Annotated in this window: 17 protein-coding genes and 1 pseudogene; 13 read left to right on the top strand and 5 right to left on the bottom strand. The window is 65.9% G+C overall.

Annotation, left to right across the window (positions count from 1 at the left end):
• The first annotated feature begins 164 nt into the window (after positions 1–164).
• On the top strand, positions 165–1,076 hold the full coding sequence (locus ACLQI9_RS24265; protein ID WP_442382976.1) for a DNA-3-methyladenine glycosylase family protein: 912 nt from the start codon (positions 165–167) through the stop codon (positions 1,074–1,076).
• 151 nt (positions 1,077–1,227) lie between these two features.
• Here ACLQI9_RS24265 and ACLQI9_RS24270 read toward each other — a convergent pair.
• Positions 1,228–1,608, bottom strand: a pseudogene (locus ACLQI9_RS24270) (chloride channel protein); the annotation flags it as partial.
• Between the two features lie 97 nt (positions 1,609–1,705).
• Between ACLQI9_RS24270 and ACLQI9_RS24275 the strand changes: the two are divergent.
• From ACLQI9_RS24275 to ACLQI9_RS24310, 8 genes are all read left to right on the top strand, one after another.
• On the top strand, positions 1,706–2,692 hold the full coding sequence (locus tag ACLQI9_RS24275; RefSeq protein WP_442382978.1) for a pirin family protein: 987 nt from the start codon (positions 1,706–1,708) through the stop codon (positions 2,690–2,692).
• Positions 2,693–2,748: 56 nt separating this feature from the next.
• The gene (locus tag ACLQI9_RS24280) at positions 2,749–3,384 is read left to right on the top strand and encodes a TetR/AcrR family transcriptional regulator (protein WP_442382980.1); all 636 of its coding nucleotides are present in this window, start codon (positions 2,749–2,751) and stop codon (positions 3,382–3,384) included.
• Positions 3,385–3,449: 65 nt separating this feature from the next.
• On the top strand, positions 3,450–4,403 hold the full coding sequence (locus tag ACLQI9_RS24285; protein WP_442382982.1) for a class I SAM-dependent methyltransferase: 954 nt from the start codon (positions 3,450–3,452) through the stop codon (positions 4,401–4,403).
• Positions 4,404–4,456: 53 nt separating this feature from the next.
• The gene (locus tag ACLQI9_RS24290; RefSeq protein WP_442383010.1) at positions 4,457–5,386 is read left to right on the top strand and encodes a class I SAM-dependent methyltransferase; all 930 of its coding nucleotides are present in this window, start codon (positions 4,457–4,459) and stop codon (positions 5,384–5,386) included.
• Positions 5,387–5,537: 151 nt separating this feature from the next.
• Positions 5,538–6,398, top strand: coding sequence for an SAM-dependent methyltransferase (locus ACLQI9_RS24295; RefSeq protein WP_442382984.1), 861 nt, complete (start codon positions 5,538–5,540; stop codon positions 6,396–6,398).
• 89 nt (positions 6,399–6,487) lie between these two features.
• The gene (locus ACLQI9_RS24300) at positions 6,488–7,903 is read left to right on the top strand and encodes an aldehyde dehydrogenase family protein (RefSeq protein WP_442382986.1); all 1,416 of its coding nucleotides are present in this window, start codon (positions 6,488–6,490) and stop codon (positions 7,901–7,903) included.
• Between the two features lie 70 nt (positions 7,904–7,973).
• The gene (locus ACLQI9_RS24305; protein WP_442382988.1) at positions 7,974–8,837 is read left to right on the top strand and encodes an SDR family oxidoreductase; all 864 of its coding nucleotides are present in this window, start codon (positions 7,974–7,976) and stop codon (positions 8,835–8,837) included.
• Positions 8,838–8,847: 10 nt separating this feature from the next.
• Complete coding sequence (locus ACLQI9_RS24310; protein WP_442382990.1) at positions 8,848–9,816, top strand: NADPH:quinone oxidoreductase family protein; 969 nt, start codon at positions 8,848–8,850, stop codon at positions 9,814–9,816.
• Positions 9,817–9,819: 3 nt separating this feature from the next.
• On the opposite strand, the gene ACLQI9_RS24315 is transcribed toward ACLQI9_RS24310, so the two are convergent.
• The 3 genes from ACLQI9_RS24315 to ACLQI9_RS24325 form a co-directional block, all read right to left on the bottom strand.
• A complete protein-coding gene (locus tag ACLQI9_RS24315) occupies positions 9,820–11,388 on the bottom strand; it encodes a PE-PPE domain-containing protein (protein WP_442382992.1) in 1,569 nt (522 codons plus the stop codon).
• Between the two features lie 248 nt (positions 11,389–11,636).
• Positions 11,637–12,458 (bottom strand): tyrosine-protein phosphatase, encoded by an 822-nt coding sequence (locus tag ACLQI9_RS24320; RefSeq protein ID WP_442382994.1) that lies wholly within the window; start codon positions 12,456–12,458, stop codon positions 11,637–11,639.
• Position 12,459: 1 nt separating this feature from the next.
• On the bottom strand, positions 12,460–13,671 hold the full coding sequence (locus ACLQI9_RS24325) for an acyl-CoA dehydrogenase family protein (RefSeq protein ID WP_442383013.1): 1,212 nt from the start codon (positions 13,669–13,671) through the stop codon (positions 12,460–12,462).
• A 78-nt stretch (positions 13,672–13,749) separates the two neighbouring features.
• On the opposite strand from ACLQI9_RS24325, the gene ACLQI9_RS24330 reads away from it, so the two are divergent.
• The 4 genes from ACLQI9_RS24330 (at position 13,750) to ACLQI9_RS24345 (ending at position 17,286) form a co-directional block, all read left to right on the top strand.
• The gene (locus ACLQI9_RS24330) at positions 13,750–14,211 is read left to right on the top strand and encodes a DUF1348 family protein (protein ID WP_442382996.1); all 462 of its coding nucleotides are present in this window, start codon (positions 13,750–13,752) and stop codon (positions 14,209–14,211) included.
• A 167-nt stretch (positions 14,212–14,378) separates the two neighbouring features.
• On the top strand, positions 14,379–15,503 hold the full coding sequence (locus tag ACLQI9_RS24335; RefSeq protein WP_442382998.1) for a Re/Si-specific NAD(P)(+) transhydrogenase subunit alpha: 1,125 nt from the start codon (positions 14,379–14,381) through the stop codon (positions 15,501–15,503).
• Positions 15,504–15,538: 35 nt separating this feature from the next.
• The gene (locus tag ACLQI9_RS24340) at positions 15,539–15,865 is read left to right on the top strand and encodes an NAD(P) transhydrogenase subunit alpha (RefSeq protein ID WP_424764302.1); all 327 of its coding nucleotides are present in this window, start codon (positions 15,539–15,541) and stop codon (positions 15,863–15,865) included.
• Complete coding sequence (locus ACLQI9_RS24345; RefSeq protein WP_442383000.1) at positions 15,862–17,286, top strand: NAD(P)(+) transhydrogenase (Re/Si-specific) subunit beta; 1,425 nt, start codon at positions 15,862–15,864, stop codon at positions 17,284–17,286. The genes ACLQI9_RS24340 and ACLQI9_RS24345 overlap by 4 nt, the downstream gene beginning before the upstream one ends.
• Before the next feature lie 18 nt (positions 17,287–17,304).
• Here the strand turns inward: ACLQI9_RS24345 and ACLQI9_RS24350 are convergent.
• Positions 17,305–17,431: hypothetical protein (locus ACLQI9_RS24350; RefSeq protein WP_442383015.1), on the bottom strand; the 127-nt coding region annotated here is incomplete at its 5' end.

Here is a 17,431-nt window from a genome sequence, read left to right on the forward strand (position 1 = left end):
TCATCTGGCGCCGCTCCTCGACATCGCTTCGCTCTGCATCGTCGCCGGCACGGTCACTCCGCCATCCTGACCCCGAAAACAGTCACCGGTCAATCATGCGCGGCCCCGACCCGAACCTATGATCATCGGCATCAGCAATTGCGGCGTCCGGGCGGGAGCAGGTGGTGGATAGCGCTCGCACGGTGAAGTTCGCGGGCGTGGTCAGCCCCGGGCTCACTCTTTTCCCGCTACGCCGAGGTCCGCGTGATCCCTGCTATCAGGTCGCTGATGACGGCGCCATCTGGCGAACCAGCCTGTTGCGCAGCGGGTCCGTGACGGCGCGAATCACCCGCGCCGCGCCCGATGCCGTCGAATGCACCGCATGGGGGAGCGGCGCTGAGGAGTTCCTCGACGCTCTCCCGACGATGCTGGGCGCGCAAGACGATTCATCGGATTTCGTCCCGGCCGACCCGACGGTCGCCGCCGCGCATCGGCGAGTGCCGCACCTGCGGCTTGGGCGCACCGGTCAGGTCCTGGAAGCCCTCATCCCGGCGGTCATCGAGCAGCGGATACCGGGCGCCGATGCGTTCGGGTCCTGGCGCCTACTGGTGACCAAATTCGGCACGCCGCCGCCGGGACCTGCGCCTGCGCGGATGCGGGTGCCGCCGTCTGCCGACGTGTGGCGGCACATCCCGTCGTGGGAATTTCACCGTGCCAACGTCGATCCCGGGCGGGCCCGGACCGTCGTCAGCTGCGCGCAGCGGGCGCCGTCGTTGGAACGGCTGGCGTCGTGGCCGGCCGGGCAGGCCCGGGAGGCGCTGACGTCGCTCCCCGGAGTCGGAGTGTGGACGGCGGCCGAGACGACGCAACGTGCGTTCGGCGATCCCGACGCTTTGTCGGTGGGCGATTACCACATATCCACGATGATCGGGTGGACGCTCTTGGGACGTCCGATCGACGACGCCGACATGGTCGAGCTGCTCGAGCCGATGCGGCCGCACCGCTACCGGGTTATCCGGTTGCTGGAGGCCAGCGGACTGGCCTACGAGCCGCGCCGAGGCGCTCGACTGCCGGTTCAGGACATCCGCGCACTGTGACAGGTCTTGCGGTTACGGCTCGCGGTCATCGGGTATTCGACCTCGGACCGTGCGGGACGACCTCAGGAAGGTAGCCATGACGCAGGTCACGATCCCGGGCATGACCGAAAAGCAGGCAATCAAAGTCGCTGGGCTGCTGCAGAAGCAGCTGAGCTCGCGGATCGGTGTGGATCGCCTCGATCGCACTGTCGGTGCCGTGCCCGCTGGCTTCGGGAGCAAACTTGGCCACGATCAACGCGGACACCAGCGCGCCCGCCGTCGTCACCAGCGGCAGCGCCCACGGCCGCTGGTAATGGGAAGAACCGGGACTCCCGCCCTCGACCAGCGGGGTGGGCAAGTGGTAGCCGGCCACATAGCCCAGCAAAAAATGAGTGGTGTAGCGCAACGCCAGATAGAAAACGACGGCGCCGAAGCCGGCGACCACACCGACGACGACGCCCAGCAACAGCCATTTGTAGAGGTATCCGAGATTTCTGATGAAGCGGCCCAATCGATCGCCGCGCTCAGGATCGGTGTCTTCTGCCTCCAGCATCGCCAGTGACGTTAGCAGCGGCTTTTGAAGGGACCCCCGAGGGAATAATCGGACCGCAGTCCGGTTATATCGGGTAACCAAGTTTTAGGAGGTACAGATGCCCGCGGTAACCGCAGACACATTGACCTTGGCCCGGGTGTCCGCAGCGCGTCCGGCCGACACCGAACGTCCCGTCCGCTCGATCACCACTGGGCCGCACGGCTACGAGGGTGAGGGATTTCCGGTGGTCCGGGCGTTCGCCGGAGTCAGCACCGCCGCGCTGGACCCGTTCGTGCACATGGACCAGATGGGCGAGGTGGAATACCAGCCCGGCGAGCCCAGGGGGACCGACTGGCATCCGCACCGCGGGTTCGAAACGGTGACCTACATGATCGACGGGCGGTTCGCACACCAGGACTCGCACGGCGGCGGCGGGCTGATCACCGACGGCGCCACCCAATGGATGACCGCAGGTGCCGGCATCCTGCACATCGAAACGCCACCGGTTGACCTGGTCGAGAGCGGGGGCGTGTTTCACGGCATCCAGCTCTGGGTGAACCTGCCGAAGAAGGACAAGTTCGCCGCACCTCGCTATCAGGCCATCGCGGGCACCGACGTCACTTTGTTCTCCTCCGAGGACGGCGGCGCACTGATCCGCGTCATCGCAGGGGATATCGGCGGTCACCGCGGCCCCGGCGTCACGCACACGCCGATCACGATGGCGCACGCCACCGTCGAACCTGGCGCACGGCTGAACATTCCATGGAACCGCGACTACAACGCGCTGGTCTATGTCCTTTCCGGGCGCGGATCGGTCGGCCCGATCGGACACCCGATCCAGCAGGGCCAGTTGGCGGTCCTCGGTCCAGGAGACCGGATTACCGTCGCCGCCGCGCCGTCACAGGAGTCGCGCCGACCCGCGTTGGAGGTGCTGATCCTGGGCGGCCAGCCGATCCGGGGGCCGGTCTTCCACTACGGCCCGTTCGTGATGAACACCAAGGCTGAGCTGATCCAAGCGTTCGAAGATTTCCAGGCCGGAAAGTTCGGCAGCGTTCCGCCCAACGGGTTGCTGCCGCATAGCTCCGCGCGACCACCGGTCAGCTAACAAGTGCCTTTGGCTTGCGCGGCGGGCAAAAGTGTGATCTATGGCACAATTTATCCGTGGTCCAGCCCGCGAGCCGGGGACCGGGTCGCCCCCCTGCAGCGAAGGCGGCCGAGACGCGGAAGCGCATTTTGCGTGCCGCTCGCGAGGTGTTCAGCGAACGCGGTTACGACGCGGCCACCTTCCAGGCGATCGCGATCCGGGCCGACCTGACCCGGCCCGCCATCAATCACTACTTCTCCAACAAGCGCGCGCTCTATCGAGAAGTGGCGAAGGAGACCAACGACGTGGTTGTCGCCGCCAGTATCCAGCGGGCACAGCGCGAGACGACGCTGATAGATCGGGTGTCCACGTTCGTCGATGCCGCAACACAGGCCGACATCGAAAATCGAACAGCGGCGGCCTTTTTGATCACCGTCGCGTTGGAGTCGCAGCGGCACCCCGACCTGAGCCACGAGGAAGCCGACTCGGTTCGCACCAGCCGGGAATTTCTGTCCTGGGCCATTGATGACGCGATCAAGCGTGGCGAGCTGGCGCCGGATACCGATGCCTCGGCGCTCACCGAGCTGCTGATCGCGGTCTTGCTCGGAGTCGGTTTCTACGCCGGCTTTGTCGCGAACCGGCATGAAATCGAAACGGTCACCCGTCAGTTGCACCGGTTGCTGGCCGGCAGCCTCACCCAGCGCCCCGAATAAGGGCCAGTGATGTAGCGCACAGAACAGATAGGTTACCTAACCTATTCGGTAACATGGGTGGCGCTATGACTGATCTTCACGCCGTGAGCTCCGTGCGTACCGAAGGGGACAGCTGGGACATCACCGAAAGCGTTGGCGCGACCGCATTGAGCGTCGCCGCGGCGCGCGCGGTGGAGACGGCATCAGCTGATCCGCTGATCCGGGACGACTTCGCCTACGTGTTGGTGTCATCGGCCGGGCAGCCCTGGGCGCGGCTGGCCAGCCCTGGTCTTGAGTGGATCGGTGACGACGAGCATGGGCGACGCGCCCACCGGCTGGCCTGTGACTACCAAGCAGTGCGGACGCATTTCTTCGACACCTACTTCGCCGACGCCGTCGCGGCCAGAATCCGTCAGGTGGTCATCCTGGCCGCGGGCCTGGACTCGCGGGCCTACCGGCTGGAATGGCCGGTCGGAACCACGGTCTACGAGATCGACCAGCCCCAGGTCGTTGAGTACAAGACGGCCACGTTGGACTCGGCCGGTGCGATTTCAAAAGCCACCCGGCGGACCGTGCCGGTGGATCTCCGCGACGACTGGCCGGCGGCGCTATCCGCCGCGGGTTTCGACCCGAGCCAACCCACCGCATGGCTGGCCGAGGGCCTGCTGCCCTACCTGCCGGCCGAAGCGCAGGACAGGCTGTTCGAGATGCTCACGGAGTTGAGCGTGCCCGGCAGCCAGGTGGCGGTTGAGGCGTTCAGCCTTGGTTCGGCCGATACCGAACGACGCCGCGCGGCGCGGCGGGTCCGCTGGGAGCGGATGCGCCAACGCCTCGGCCTCGATATCAACGTCGAGACGCTGACCTACCAGGAAAGCGACCGTGCGGATGCCGCCGAATGGCTGACCGCGCACGGGTGGCGGGTGCGCGCCGTGAGCAACGCCGACGAAATGGGTCGACTGGGCCGGCCAATACCTACGGACCTGGCCGAAGAGGCCTTCATCACCAGGCTGCTGCGCGCCCAGCTCGGCGCAGCTGATTGATTACCAGACGCACTTTGTAGGGAGGCGTGAACCCCATGAGCACACCGCGCACCTTGCGCACCCACGATGACACCTGGGACATCGCCACCAGCGTCGGCAGCACGGCGGTCATGGTGGCTGCCGCCCGAGCCGTCGAAACCGATCGCCCAGATGCACTGATCCGCGACCCCTACGCGAGGCTGCTGGTCAGCGAGGCCGGCACCGGCGTGTGGGAGAGCATGCTCGACGACTCCCTGGTCGCCAAGGTGGAGTCGTTCGACCCGGAGGCGGCCGCGGTGTTCCAACACATGCGCGGCTATCAGGCCGTGCGGACGCACTTCTTCGACGCCCACTTCGCCGGGGCGGTGGCCGCCGGAATCCGGCAGGTGGTGATCTTGGCGTCCGGGCTGGACTCGCGGGCCTACCGGCTGGACTGGCCGGCCGGCACCACGGTGTACGAAATCGACCAGCCCAAGGTGCTGGCCTACAAATCGGCCACGCTGGCGGCAAACGGCGCGACCCCGTCGGCCGACCGTCACGAGGTGCCGATCGACCTGCGTCAGGACTGGCCGGCCGCCCTCGTCGACGCGGGCTTCGACGCAGGAGCGCCGACGGCCTGGCTGGCCGAAGGCCTGCTGATGTATCTGCCCGCCGGTGCCCAGGACCGGCTGTTCACACAGATCACCGAGTTGAGCCCGCCGGGCAGCCGGATTGCGGTGGAAACCGCGGCCAGCCACGCCGACGAGCGGCGGCAGGAGATGCGGGATCGATTCCAAGGGGTGGCGGACAAGCTCGGCATCGAGCAGACCGTCGACATCCAGGACCTGATCTACCACGACGACGATCGCGCGGTCGTCGTCGACTGGCTCAACGACCACGGCTGGCGGGCCACCGCGCAGAACTCCGGTGACGAGATGCGCCGGCTGGACCGTTGGGTGGACGGCGTTCCGCTGGCCGACGACAAGGACGCCTTCGCGCAATTCGTGACCGCGGAACGCGCGTGACTGCGCCGGCGCCCGGCGACGATGCGGGCCGCGAGGGGCCCGCGGGGGGACCCCCCAGCCGCGCAGCGGCGAGGGGGCGAGCCGGGCAATCAACAGCCGTAGCCACGGCGACACCTGGGACATCGCGACCAGCGTCGGCGCGACCGCGGTCATGGTGGCGTCCGCCCGGGCGGCCGAGACGGCCAGCGAGCAGCCGCTGATCCGCGATGAGTTCGCGCAGATGCTGATCGACGGCCCGGAACTCGCCGCGTTGGTCGCCAAGATGTCGACGACGTACACGGCCGATCCCGAGTTGGAGGCGGTCCGTGCACACATGGTCAACTACCAGGCCGCGCGCACGCACTTCTTTGACGCCTACTTCCGGGCGGCGGCAGCAGCGGGTATCCGTCAGCACGTCATTCTGGCCGCCGGGCTGGACTCACGGGCCTATCGGCTGGACTGGCCGGCCGGGACCAGCGTGTACGAAGTCGACCAGCCGAAGGTGTTGGAGTACAAAGCCGCAACCTTGGCGGCCCATGGCGTTCAGCCGGTGGTCGACCGTCACGAGGTGCCGGCCGACCTGCGGTTCGATTGGCCGAAAACATTGCGCGGCAAGGGCTTCGACCCTGCACAGCGGACCGCGTGGCTGGCCGAAGGCTTGTTGATGTTCCTGCCGGGTGAGGCCGAGAACCGGTTGTTCACCGACATCGACGCGCTGAGCGCGCCGGGCAGTCGGGTCTGCATCGAGGATTTCACCTTCGACGACGCGGCCCGCGAGGCATACGAAAAACGCCGCGCCAAGACCGACGAACTGCGCCGGCGGCTCGGCGATGAGAATGTCTTCGACCCCGGCGACCTGTGGTACACCGAGGACGAGCGCTGCGATCCGGCAGCCTGGTTCGACACGCACTCCTGGCGCGTCGAAGCATTAGCCGGCCGCGACTACCTGACCCAAGTCGGTCGTCCGCTGCCGGAGGAACCCAACGTGGCCGCGACGTTCCGGGCCGTTTTCGTCTCCGCCGAGAAGCCGTAATAGCGGGCGCCTGCGACACCTGAGGGCACCTGTTGCCCAACCGGGTGGTTGATTAGGATTGGGCTTTCGCCGGTCAGGAAGGAAGCCCGATGACCACCGAAGTCACCGCAAACGCCACCGTTGGTGCCCCCGCGACCCACTCCGTCATCCCCAAAATCGTCGCCGGCCTGCGGCAGACGTTCGCCACCGGGAAAACCCGCAGCGTGGAGTGGCGACAAGCCCAGTTGCGCGCGCTGGAGAAGATGATGGCCGAGAACGAGCCGGCGATCGCCGACGCGCTCGCCAAGGATCTGGACCGCAGCCCGTTCGAGGCCTGGCTGGCCGACGCCGCGACAACCGCGGGCGAGGCCCGGTATGCGGCCAAGCACGTCAAGAAGTGGATGCGCCGCAAATACCGTCGGCTCGAGTTGGCACAGCTGCCCGGCCGCGGCTGGGTGGAGTACGAGCCCTACGGCACGGTGCTGATCATCGGCGCGTGGAACTACCCGTTCTATCTGACGCTCGGCCCGGCGGTGGGCGCGATCGCCGCGGGAAACACGGTGTTGCTCAAGCCATCCGAGATCGCTCCGGCGTCCGCAGCGCTGATGGCCGAGCTGGTGCCGCGTTACCTGGACAGCGATGCGATCGCGGTGGTCGAAGGCGACGGCGCGGTGAGCCAAGAGCTGATCGCGCAGGGATTCGACCGGGTGTTTTTCACCGGCGGCACCGAGATCGGCCGCAAGGTTTACGAGGGGGCCGCACCGCACCTGACGCCGGTCACCCTCGAGCTCGGCGGTAAAAGCCCCGTCATCGTGGCGGAGGACGCCGACGTCGACGTCGCGGCCAAGCGGATCGCCTGGATCAAACTGCTCAACGCCGGTCAGACGTGTGTGGCGCCCGACTACGTGCTGGCCGACGCGAAGATCCGTGACGAACTCGTCCAAAAGATTGAACAGGCCATCACGACATTTCGGTCTCAGGAGAAGAGCGGACTGCGCATCGTCAACCAGCGCCAGTTCGATCGACTGACCGGGTACCTGGCCAGGACGAAGGGCACGATCGCGTTGGGGGGCAACTCCGACGCGTCGGGCCTGCGCCTGGAACCGACCGTGGTCGTCGACCCCGATCCCGACGAGCCGCTGATGAGCAACGAGATCTTCGGCCCCATCCTGCCGGTGATCACCGTCCAATCCCTCGATGAGGCAATACGTTTCGTCAACTCGCGGCCCAAGCCGCTGTCGGCATACCTGTTCACCAAGACGCGTGCGGTGCGTGAGCGGGTGATCAAGGAGGTGCCTGCGGGCGGCATGTTGGTTAACCACCTGGCCTTCCAGGTCTCGACGGCCAGGCTGCCGTTCGGCGGCGTCGGCGCATCGGGCATGGGCGCCTACCACGGTCGCTGGGGTTTCGATGAGTTCAGCCACCGCAAGTCGGTGTTGACCAAGCCGACCCGACCCGACTTATCCAGCTTCGTCTACCCGCCGTATACAGATAGGGCGTGGAAGTTGGCGCGCCGGCTGTTCTAGCGTCGCCACGACAACCTAACCGGCCTGTGAGAAGAGTCGGGCGATGAAGCCCGAGAAAGAGAGGAAGCCCATGCCCGGAGTGCAGGATCGCGTCGTTGTCGTCACCGGAGCCGGCGGCGGCCTGGGCCGCGAATACGCCCTGACTCTCGCCAAGGAGGGCGCCAGCGTTGTCGTGAACGACCTCGGCGGCTCCCGCGACGGAACCGGCGCCGGACATAACATGGCCGACCAGGTCGTCGAAGAGATCAAGGCCGCCGGAGGCCGCGCTGCCGCCAACTACGACAGCGTCGCCGACCCCGAAGGCGCGGAGAACATCATCAAGACCGCTATCGACGAGTTCGGCAAAGTCGACGGTGTGGTGAGTAACGCGGGAATCCTGCGCGACGGCACCTTCCACAAGATGACGTTCGAGAACTGGGATTCGGTGCTCAAGGTGCACCTGTACGGCGGTTACAACGTGATCCGCGCCGCGTGGCCGCATTTCCGCGAGCAGAGCTTCGGGCGGGTGGTGGTCGCCACCTCCACCAGCGGACTGTTCGGCAACTTCGGCCAGGCCAACTACGGTGCGGCCAAGCTGGGCCTGGTCGGCCTGATCAACACGTTGGCGCAAGAAGGCGCCAAGTACAACATCAAGGCCAACGCGGTCGCACCGATCGCGGCCACCCGGATGACCGAAGACATCCTGCCGCCCGAGGTGCTGAAAAACCTCACCCCGGACTTCGTTGCGCCGGTGGTGGCCTACCTGTGCTCCGAAGAGGTGCCCGACACCGATTCGATTTTCATCGTCGGCGGCGGCAAGGTGCAGCGCACGGCGCTGTTCCAGAACGAGGGCGTCACCTTCAAGGCACCGCCGTCCGTTGACGAGATCGCCGCACATTGGGCCGAGATCGACGATTTGTCCGCTGCGAAGCAGGCCAACTTCTCGATCCGGTAATCACGAAGACATGAAAGCCTGTGTAGTACAGGAGCTTTCAGGGCCGTCCGGCTTGGTATACACGGACGTCGACGAGGTTAGAGGCAACGACGACACGATCATCGTCGACGTCCGTGCCGCCGGGGTGTGCTTTCCGGACCTGCTGCTGAGCAAGGGTGAGTACCAGCTCAAGCTGCCGCCGCCATTCATCCCCGGTATGGAAGCCGCCGGTGTGGTGCACTGGGCGCCGGAAGAGTCGGAATTCACAGTGGGTGACCGGGTCTCGGCGTTCGGTGTGCTCGGCGGCTACGCCGAAAAGGTGATCGCGCCGTTGGCCAACGTGATCCACAGTCCGGCGGAACTGGATGACGCCGAGGCGGTGTCGCTGCTGGTGAACTACAACACCATGTACTTCGCGCTGGCCCGGCGCGCCGCGATGCGTCCGGGTGACAGCGTGCTGGTGCTCGGGTCGGCCGGTGGCGTGGGCACCGCGGCGATCCAGGTGGCCCGGGCGATGGGTGCGAGCAAGATCATTGCAGTCGTACATCGGACGGGCGCAATGGAATTCGTCGAGTCGCTGGGCGCCGACGTGGTGTTGCCATTGACCGACGGCTGGGCTCAAGCGGTGCGCGAGCATACCGACGGTCGCGGCGTTGACATCGTGGTCGACCCGATCGGCGGGCCGGCCTTCGACGATGCCATCCGGGTGTTGGCGATCGACGGCAAGCTGCTGGTCATCGGGTTTGCCGCGGGTGCGATTCCGACGGTCAAGGTGAACCGGCTGCTGCTGCGCAATGTCGGTGTGCTCGGTGTCGCCTGGGGCGAGTATCTGCATCAGGTTCCCGGTTCCGCGGCGCTGTTCGCCTGGGGTCTGAGTCAGCTGGTGTCATTGGGCTTGAAACCGCCACCGCCGCAGCGTTATCCGCTCTCGGAGGCACCCGCCGCGCTGCAGGCCCTGGCCGACGGAGGGGTGTTCGGCAAGCTCGTGCTGGAGCCGTAGTTTCTAGAACAGACCCGAGAAGTCCGCAGCGATCTGCGAGGCTGCATCGCTCAGTATGGAGACCTCGAAGCCGGCTGCCAGTGTGCCAATCCCAGTGTCAGCCGCGAGCGGCAAACCTAGCGCGTCGAGGATGTCACCGTTCGACAGGTTGTCTGTGAACAGCGAGACGTCATACGCGGGCAGGCTGGTCACCAGTGAGTTGATGATGTCCGTCGTCGGTAGCAACGTGGAGTAGGCCGTGGAGGCCGCACTTGAGATCGCGTTGACGAAGTCGGTAAGGGTCGCGGCAGGATCAGCGGCGTCGGCCGATAATGCCGACAGCAGATCCGTGAAGCTCTGCCCCGACGATGCCGGGTCCAGTAACGACGTCCACGCGGCGGGATCCGCGAGGTCCTGCTCGAACGCCGTGATGCCTTGCTCGGTGTCGGTGACCAGTGTGCTGAACACTGTTGACAGGCTGACGTCGGGAAACAGCCCGAACGGGGTGGGCACGTTCGCCGGTGAATCAGCCGTCACGGAGTAACCGAGAGTGCCGTCGCCGTAGCCCAAGTTGATCAGATACGTCAGGTCGGGCCCCAGCAAGTCTTGCAGCGGTTGCGGTAGCAGCCCCACTAGCGGCGGCGTCACGGGCTCCCCGTCAATCGTGTCAATCATGTAGTAGTTGGTCAGGCTATCCGCGGTGCCGTCGGCCGCCGACCCCGGCAACAGAACTGCGTCAGCAATGTCTGTAGGCGTGGGGCCGGTCTCGCCGGCTGCGGCGTTGAGATACGTGCCGTGGAGTTCTTCGATACCCAAAAACGCGTTCAGGTCGGAAAGGAAGTTCAGCGGGTATCGCGGAAAGTCCGTGAAGCCGTCGTATTCCAGCGAGTAAATGGTGGTCACGTAGTCGTCGGAAGGGGTCGCGCCGTCGAACGAGAAACCCAGACTCGCGAGGTTCAGCGGGTCGACGGTGGTCTGGCCCGACGTCGTTTCGAAGCCGTTGAAGCGCTCCAATATCCCGCCGTTGGGATTGTTGAGATCAGCGAGCAACAGGAATTGCGGGGCATTAGGTGTCTCCGACTCATTCGTGCCGTACGGGTCCAGAAGCTGCATCGTGATGCCAGCGACCGTGGAACTCTGCGAGTAGCCGAACACCGTTGAGCCGTCTCCGTTTGCCTCGTCGCTGAGGATCGTGCTTTCCAGGATGGCGGCGCCCTGGCCTACCGAGGTGGTGAGGGACGGAAGGCCATCGGAATCGAGCGGATAGTTGTAATACAACTGTTGGACGCCGCCGAACAGCGGATAAACCCCCTCCGGAGTGAACAGCCCGTTCCCATAGAATCCTGGTAAAGCGGGGTCGGTTGAGGTGGCCTGGTAGAAGGTCAGGTCGGGGTACAACTTATCGAGGTAGAGACCGTCAGCGGCCTCCACGTAACCGGGGCCGGGGATGGGCAGCTCGCTGCCGCCGATGACCAATCCGATGTCGTCCCCCCAGGCGAACGCCGAATTCATCATTGCGGTGAGCGTCAAGATACCGGCACCGCCGGTAGCCACCAGTCCTAAACCCAGCCAACGAAGCTTGCGGCCTGACATTTGCGACCTCCCGGACGTGGGGCCGAGCCCTATGCGATTAGCGGTCGTCAGGGCAAGAGACTGCCCCAGCGGCGCAGGTATTCAACATATGTTTACTCCTCCTGGCGCTCAGCGTCTAAGAAATCCACAGGTTTTCCTTCACATAAATTCAGTCCCTGCTGTCGGCGCCCATAGGTTGTCGCGGCGTCGGAATGAGGCCCGCCGGAGGTCGGTGCGCCGGGCACCGGGACGCTTGAGCAGCGCTGAATTCAGCCCAGCACGGCGCTGCGCAGCCGGGCCACGTCGGCCTCGGTGATGTCCGCGCTGCGCAGGTATCCATCGAGTGAGCCGAAGCTGTCGTCGATGGTCCGCCGTGCGGTGTCCAGGTATTGCTCGCGGACACCTAGGACTTCATCGGACAGCCGCGCCTCGGTGAACGCCATCAGCTCCGGGGTCACTTCGACGTCGGATCGCTCCCGGACCGCGTCCAGAATCCGGGCCCGCAGCTGAGGAACAGCCTGGTTGCTACCCAGGAAATCCGCCAGGATCGCGTCGCGCTCGACGCCCGCGGCTTCCAGCACCAGCGCCACCACGAACCCGGTGCGGTCCTTGCCGGCAAAACAGTGGGTGAGCACCGTGCCGCCGTCGGCCAGCAAGCTGACGACGCGGTGCAGTGCTTGCTGGGCTCCGTTGTACGTGGGAAACCTGCTGTACTCGTCGATCATGAAGCGAGTGGACGCCTCGCTGACCGGTTCGTCGTTGGCCTTATCTTCCAGGAGCCGCCTGAATGCATGCTCGTGCGGCGCGTCCCCGTCCGGGTTGAGTTCGTCGGGGCCGAGATCGGGGATGGGCAGCTGATGAATCCGCACGCCGTCCGGCACCAGGCCCGGCCCGTGGCGCTCCACCTCGCGGCGTGAGCGCAAGTCGGCGACATCGCTGATGCGCAATCGGCGTAACTCGTCGCGGCCGTCGTCGCCGAGATCGCTCAGCTCACCGGAACGAAACAGCCGCCCCGGCCGTAGCGTACCGGTGCTATCCGCAACATCGCGAAAGTTCCAGGCCCCCTGTAGATCCCGCACACCTTTCGCCATTTCAGGTGACCGCCGCGGCGAAAGCGCTTTGCTCGCGGCCGATCTCAGCGCGCGCGATGGAGCGCATATGTACCTCGTCGGGCCCGTCGAAGATGCGCATCGCGCGATGCCAGGCGTAAAGCCGGGCCAGCGCCGTATCCTCGCTGACGCCGGCGGCCCCGTGCACCTGGATGGCGCGGTCGATGACGTCGCAGGCCACCTGCGGAGCCACCGCCTTGATCTGCGACACCAGTAGATGCGCGGCCCTGTTGCCGTATTGGTCGATGGTCCAGGCCGCCTTCTCGCACAACAGCCGGGCCTGGTCAATCTCATTGCGTGACTTGGCAATTGCCTGCTGTACGAGACCTTGATCGGCCAGTGGACGGCCGAACGCCACCCGGGTATTGGCCCGGTGCACCAGCAGGGCCAGCGCACGTTCGGCTCCGCCGAGTGCGCGCATGCAGTGGTGGATGCGGCCCGGCCCGAGCCGGGCCTGGGCGATCGCGAAGCCGGCGCCTTCTTCGCCGAGCAGGTTGGTGACCGGTACCCGGACGTTGTCGTAGACGATTTCGCAGTGCCCGGGCTGGTCTTGGTAACCGAAGACCGATGTTGAGCGGACCACAGTCACGCCCGGTGTATCTATCGGCACCAGGACCATCGACTGCTGCTGGTGGCTTGCCGCCTCAGGGTTGGTGCGGCCCATCACGATCAGGATCTTGCAGCGGGGATCCGCCGCGCCCGAAGTCCACCATTTGCGGCCGTTGATCACGTAGTCGCCGCCGTCGCGCACGATCGAGGTTTCGATGTTGCGGGCGTCGCTGCTGGCGACCGCCGGCTCGGTCATCGAAAAGCCGCTGCGGATCTCGCCGTCCAGCAACGGCTCTAGCCACTGCTTGCGTTGCTCCTCGGTGGCGAACAGGTGCAGGGTTTCCATGTTGCCGGTGTCCGGTGCCGCGCAGTTGGTCGCCTCGGGTGCGATCTCCAGACTCCATCCGGTCAGTTCGGCCAGCGAGGCATAGTCCAGGTTGGACAGGCCCGACTCGGCCGGCAGGAACAGGTTCCACAGGCCGGCCGCTTTGGCCTTGGTTTTCAGCTCCTCGATGATCGGCGGAACGGTGTGGTCGTTCGGGCCGGCCTCATGCCTATAGCGGTCATATTCGGCCTCGGCCGGAAAGACGTAGTCGGTGATGAATTCGGACAGTCGTTTGTGGTAGTCGCTGGCTTTGGCCGACATCGCGAAGTCCATGCTCGAAACGATAGGACACCGCGGCTGGCCCGGGAATGCGGGAGGCAGCGGAGGACGATAGATCTCATGACCGAGACACGTCCTCCGCTTCCGCCGTTCACCCTCGAGACAGCGATCCAGAAAGTGCAGGCCGCCGAGGACCTGTGGAACACCCGCGATCCCGAGCGCGTCAGCCTGGGCTATACCGTCGACTCGGAGTGGCGTAACCGCGACGAACACGTCGTCGGCCGGGACGCGATCGTGGCTCTCCTGACCCGGAAATGGCAGCGCGAGCACGACTATGTGCTGCGCAAGGGCCTCTGGAGTTTCCACGACAATCGCATCGCCGTCCGGTTCCAATATGAATGCCGTGACGCTGCCGGACAGTGGTGGCGCAGCTACGGCAATGAGTTGTGGGAGTTCTCGGGCGCCGGGCTGACCGCCCGCCGCGAAGCCAGCATCAACGACGTGCCGATCGACGAATCGCAGCGCCGCTACTTTGGGCCGCGTCCGGAGTCGGAGTACGGCCAAGATTTCACCCTGTGGTAGCGGGCCGACGGGAGAGCCAGGCCATCGGGACGCCCGGCGACGATGCGCGCCGCGGAAGCTGGCGGGAGGTGGGGGTCCCCCCGCTCGCGGGGGAGAGCCGGGCGGTCGGGTTAGGGTTGGGGCCGATCTAGCGGGGTAGGGAGTACAAGAAAGTAGATATACGCGTCATGACAGATACGCAGACGACGGTCGGGGTGGTCGCCGAGTCCGGGACCGACGAGCGACGGGTCGCACTGGTGCCCAAGGCGGTCGGGCCGCTGGTGAAAAGCGGTATCGCGGTCGTGGTGGAGTCGGGCGCGGGCGAGGGGGCGCTGCTTCCCGACGAGCTCTACACGGAGGCCGGCGCCACGATCGGTGATGCCTGGGCGGCTGACATCGTTGTCAAGGTCGCGCCGCCGACCGCCGAGGAGGTTTCCCGGCTGCGCAGCGGGCAGACGTTGATCGGATTCCTCGCGCCCCGCGACGCCGACAATTCGATCGGCGCCCTGACCCAGGCCGGCGTGCAGGCCTTCGCACTGGAGGCCATCCCGCGAATTTCCCGGGCGCAGGTGATGGACGCATTGTCGTCGCAGGCCAACGTCGCCGGATATAAGGCTGTGCTGTTGGCGGCCTCGGAGTCGACTCGGTTCTTCCCGATGCTTACCACCGCGGCGGGCACGGTGAAGCCCGCCACGGTGCTGGTGCTGGGTGTCGGCGTGGCCGGGCTGCAGGCGCTGGCGACGGCCAAACGACTGGGCGCCCGCACTACCGGCTACGATGTGCGCCCCGAGGTGGCCGACCAGGTGCGCTCGGTCGGGGCGCAGTGGCTCGATGTCGGAATCGAGGCGGCCGGTGAGGGCGGCTACGCGCGCGAGCTGACCGAAGACGAAAAGGCGCAGCAACAGAAGGCGCTGGAAGACGCGATCAGCGGATTCGACGTGGTGATCACCACCGCACTGGTCCCGGGACGGCCTGCGCCGCGTCTGGTGACGGCCGCGGCGGTGGAGGCGATGAAGCCCGGCAGCGTGGTGGTGGACCTGGCCGGAGAGACCGGCGGCAACTGCGAGCTGACCGAACCTGGGCGCACCGTCGTCAAGCACGACGTCACCATCGCCTCGCCGTTGAACCTGCCCGCGACGATGCCCGAGCATGCCAGCGAGCTCTACAGCAAGAACATCACGGCGCTGCTGGAGCTGCTGATCACCGACGGCAAGCTAGCCCCCGACTTCGACGACGAAGTCGTTGCGGAGGCCTGCGTGACCCGGCGCGCCGGCGACGATGCAGAGCGAAGCGATGCGGAGGAGCGGCGCTGATGGCCCAAGCAGGAGAGGAAGCATAGATGCACGGGATGTATGACGAACTGCTGTCCAACCTGGCGATCCTGGTGCTGTCCGGGTTCGTCGGGTTTGCGGTGATCTCGAAAGTGCCCAACACACTGCACACCCCGCTGATGTCGGGGACCAACGCCATCCACGGCATCGTCGTGGTCGGCGCCCTGGTGGTGTTCGGCGAGGTTGAGCATCCATCGCTCGCGGTGCAGATCATCCTGTTTGTCGCGGTGGTGTTCGGCACGCTGAACGTCGTCGGCGGCTTCATCGTCACCGACCGGATGCTGGGCATGTTCAAGGGCAAGAAGAAGGCCCTGCCGGCCAAGAGCGAAGAGGCCGCCAAATGAACTACTTGGTGATCGGCCTCTATGTCATCTCGTTCGCGCTGTTCATTTACGGCTTGATGGGCCTGACCGGGCCCAAGACCGCAGTGCGCGGAAACTTGATCGCCGCGGTGGGAATGGCGCTCGCGGTGACGGCGACACTGATCAAGATCCGGCACACCGACCAGTGGGTACTGATCATCGCCGCCCTGGTGGTGGGCGTCGTGCTCGGCGTCCCGCCGGCGCGCTACACCAAGATGACCGCCATGCCGCAGCTGGTGGCATTCTTCAACGGCGTCGGTGGCGGTACGGTCGCGCTGATTGCGCTTGCGGAATTCATTGAAACGAAAGGCTTTTCAGCCTTCGAGCACAGCGAGTCGCCGACCGTGCACATCGTGGTTGCGTCCTTGTTCGCCGCGATCATCGGGTCGATCTCGTTCTGGGGATCGATCATCGCGTTCGGCAAGCTGCAGGAGATCATCTCCGGGTCGCCGATCGGGTTCGGCAAGGCTCAGCAGCTGATCAACCTGCTGCTGCTGGGCGCGGCCGTCGCCGCCGCTGTCGTCATTGGTCTGGGCGCACGTCCGGGCAGCGGCGGGGTGTCGCTGTGGTGGATGATCGGTCTGCTTGCCGCCGCGGGTGCGCTGGGCCTGATGGTGGTGTTGCCGATCGGCGGCGCCGACATGCCCGTGGTGATCTCGCTGCTCAACGCGATGACCGGGCTGTCGGCCGCGGCCGCGGGTTTGGCGTTGAACAACACCGCGATGATCGTCGCGGGCATGATCGTCGGCGCGTCGGGCTCGATCCTGACCAACCTGATGGCCAAGGCGATGAACCGCTCCATCCCGGCGATCGTCGCCGGCGGTTTCGGCGGCGGTGGCGTGGCCCCCAGCAGCGACGGCGGCGGCGATAAGCACGTCAGGTCCACCTCCGCCGCCGATGCCGCGATCCAGATGGCCTACGCCAACCAGGTGATCGTGGTCCCCGGCTACGGCCTGGCCGTCGCGCAGGCCCAGCACGCCGTCAAGGACATGGCCAACCTGCTCGAAGACAAGGGTGTGCCGGTCAAGTACGCGATCCACCCGGTGGCCGGCCGGATGCCCGGGCACATGAACGTGCTGCTGGCCGAGGCTGAAGTCGACTACGACGCGATGAAAGACATGGACGACATCAACGACGAGTTCGCCCGCACCGACGTCGCGATCGTCATCGGCGCCAACGACGTCACCAACCCGGCGGCCCGCAATGATGCCTCCAGCCCGATCTACGGCATGCCGATCCTCAACGTGGACAAGGCCAAGTCGGTGATCGTGCTCAAGCGGTCGATGAACTCCGGATTCGCCGGTATCGACAACCCGCTGTTCTACGGCGAGGGCACCACGATGCTGTTTGGCGACGCGAAGAAATCGGTGACCGCGGTCGCCGAGGAACTCAAGGCGCTCTAGCGCCGCCGTGGTGATCGCCTAAACGGGCGGGTACGCCTGTGGCGGGTAGCCGTTACCGTCGACGACACCCCGCAGGCCCCACGTCAGGTACCTGAAGTAGAACTCGGCTTCGTCGGAAAAGTCGTAGCTGGGATCGGGATCTGGA

It is taken from the genome of Mycobacterium sp. (assembly GCF_052143115.1).
Lineage (GTDB): Bacteria > Actinomycetota > Actinomycetes > Mycobacteriales > Mycobacteriaceae > Mycobacterium.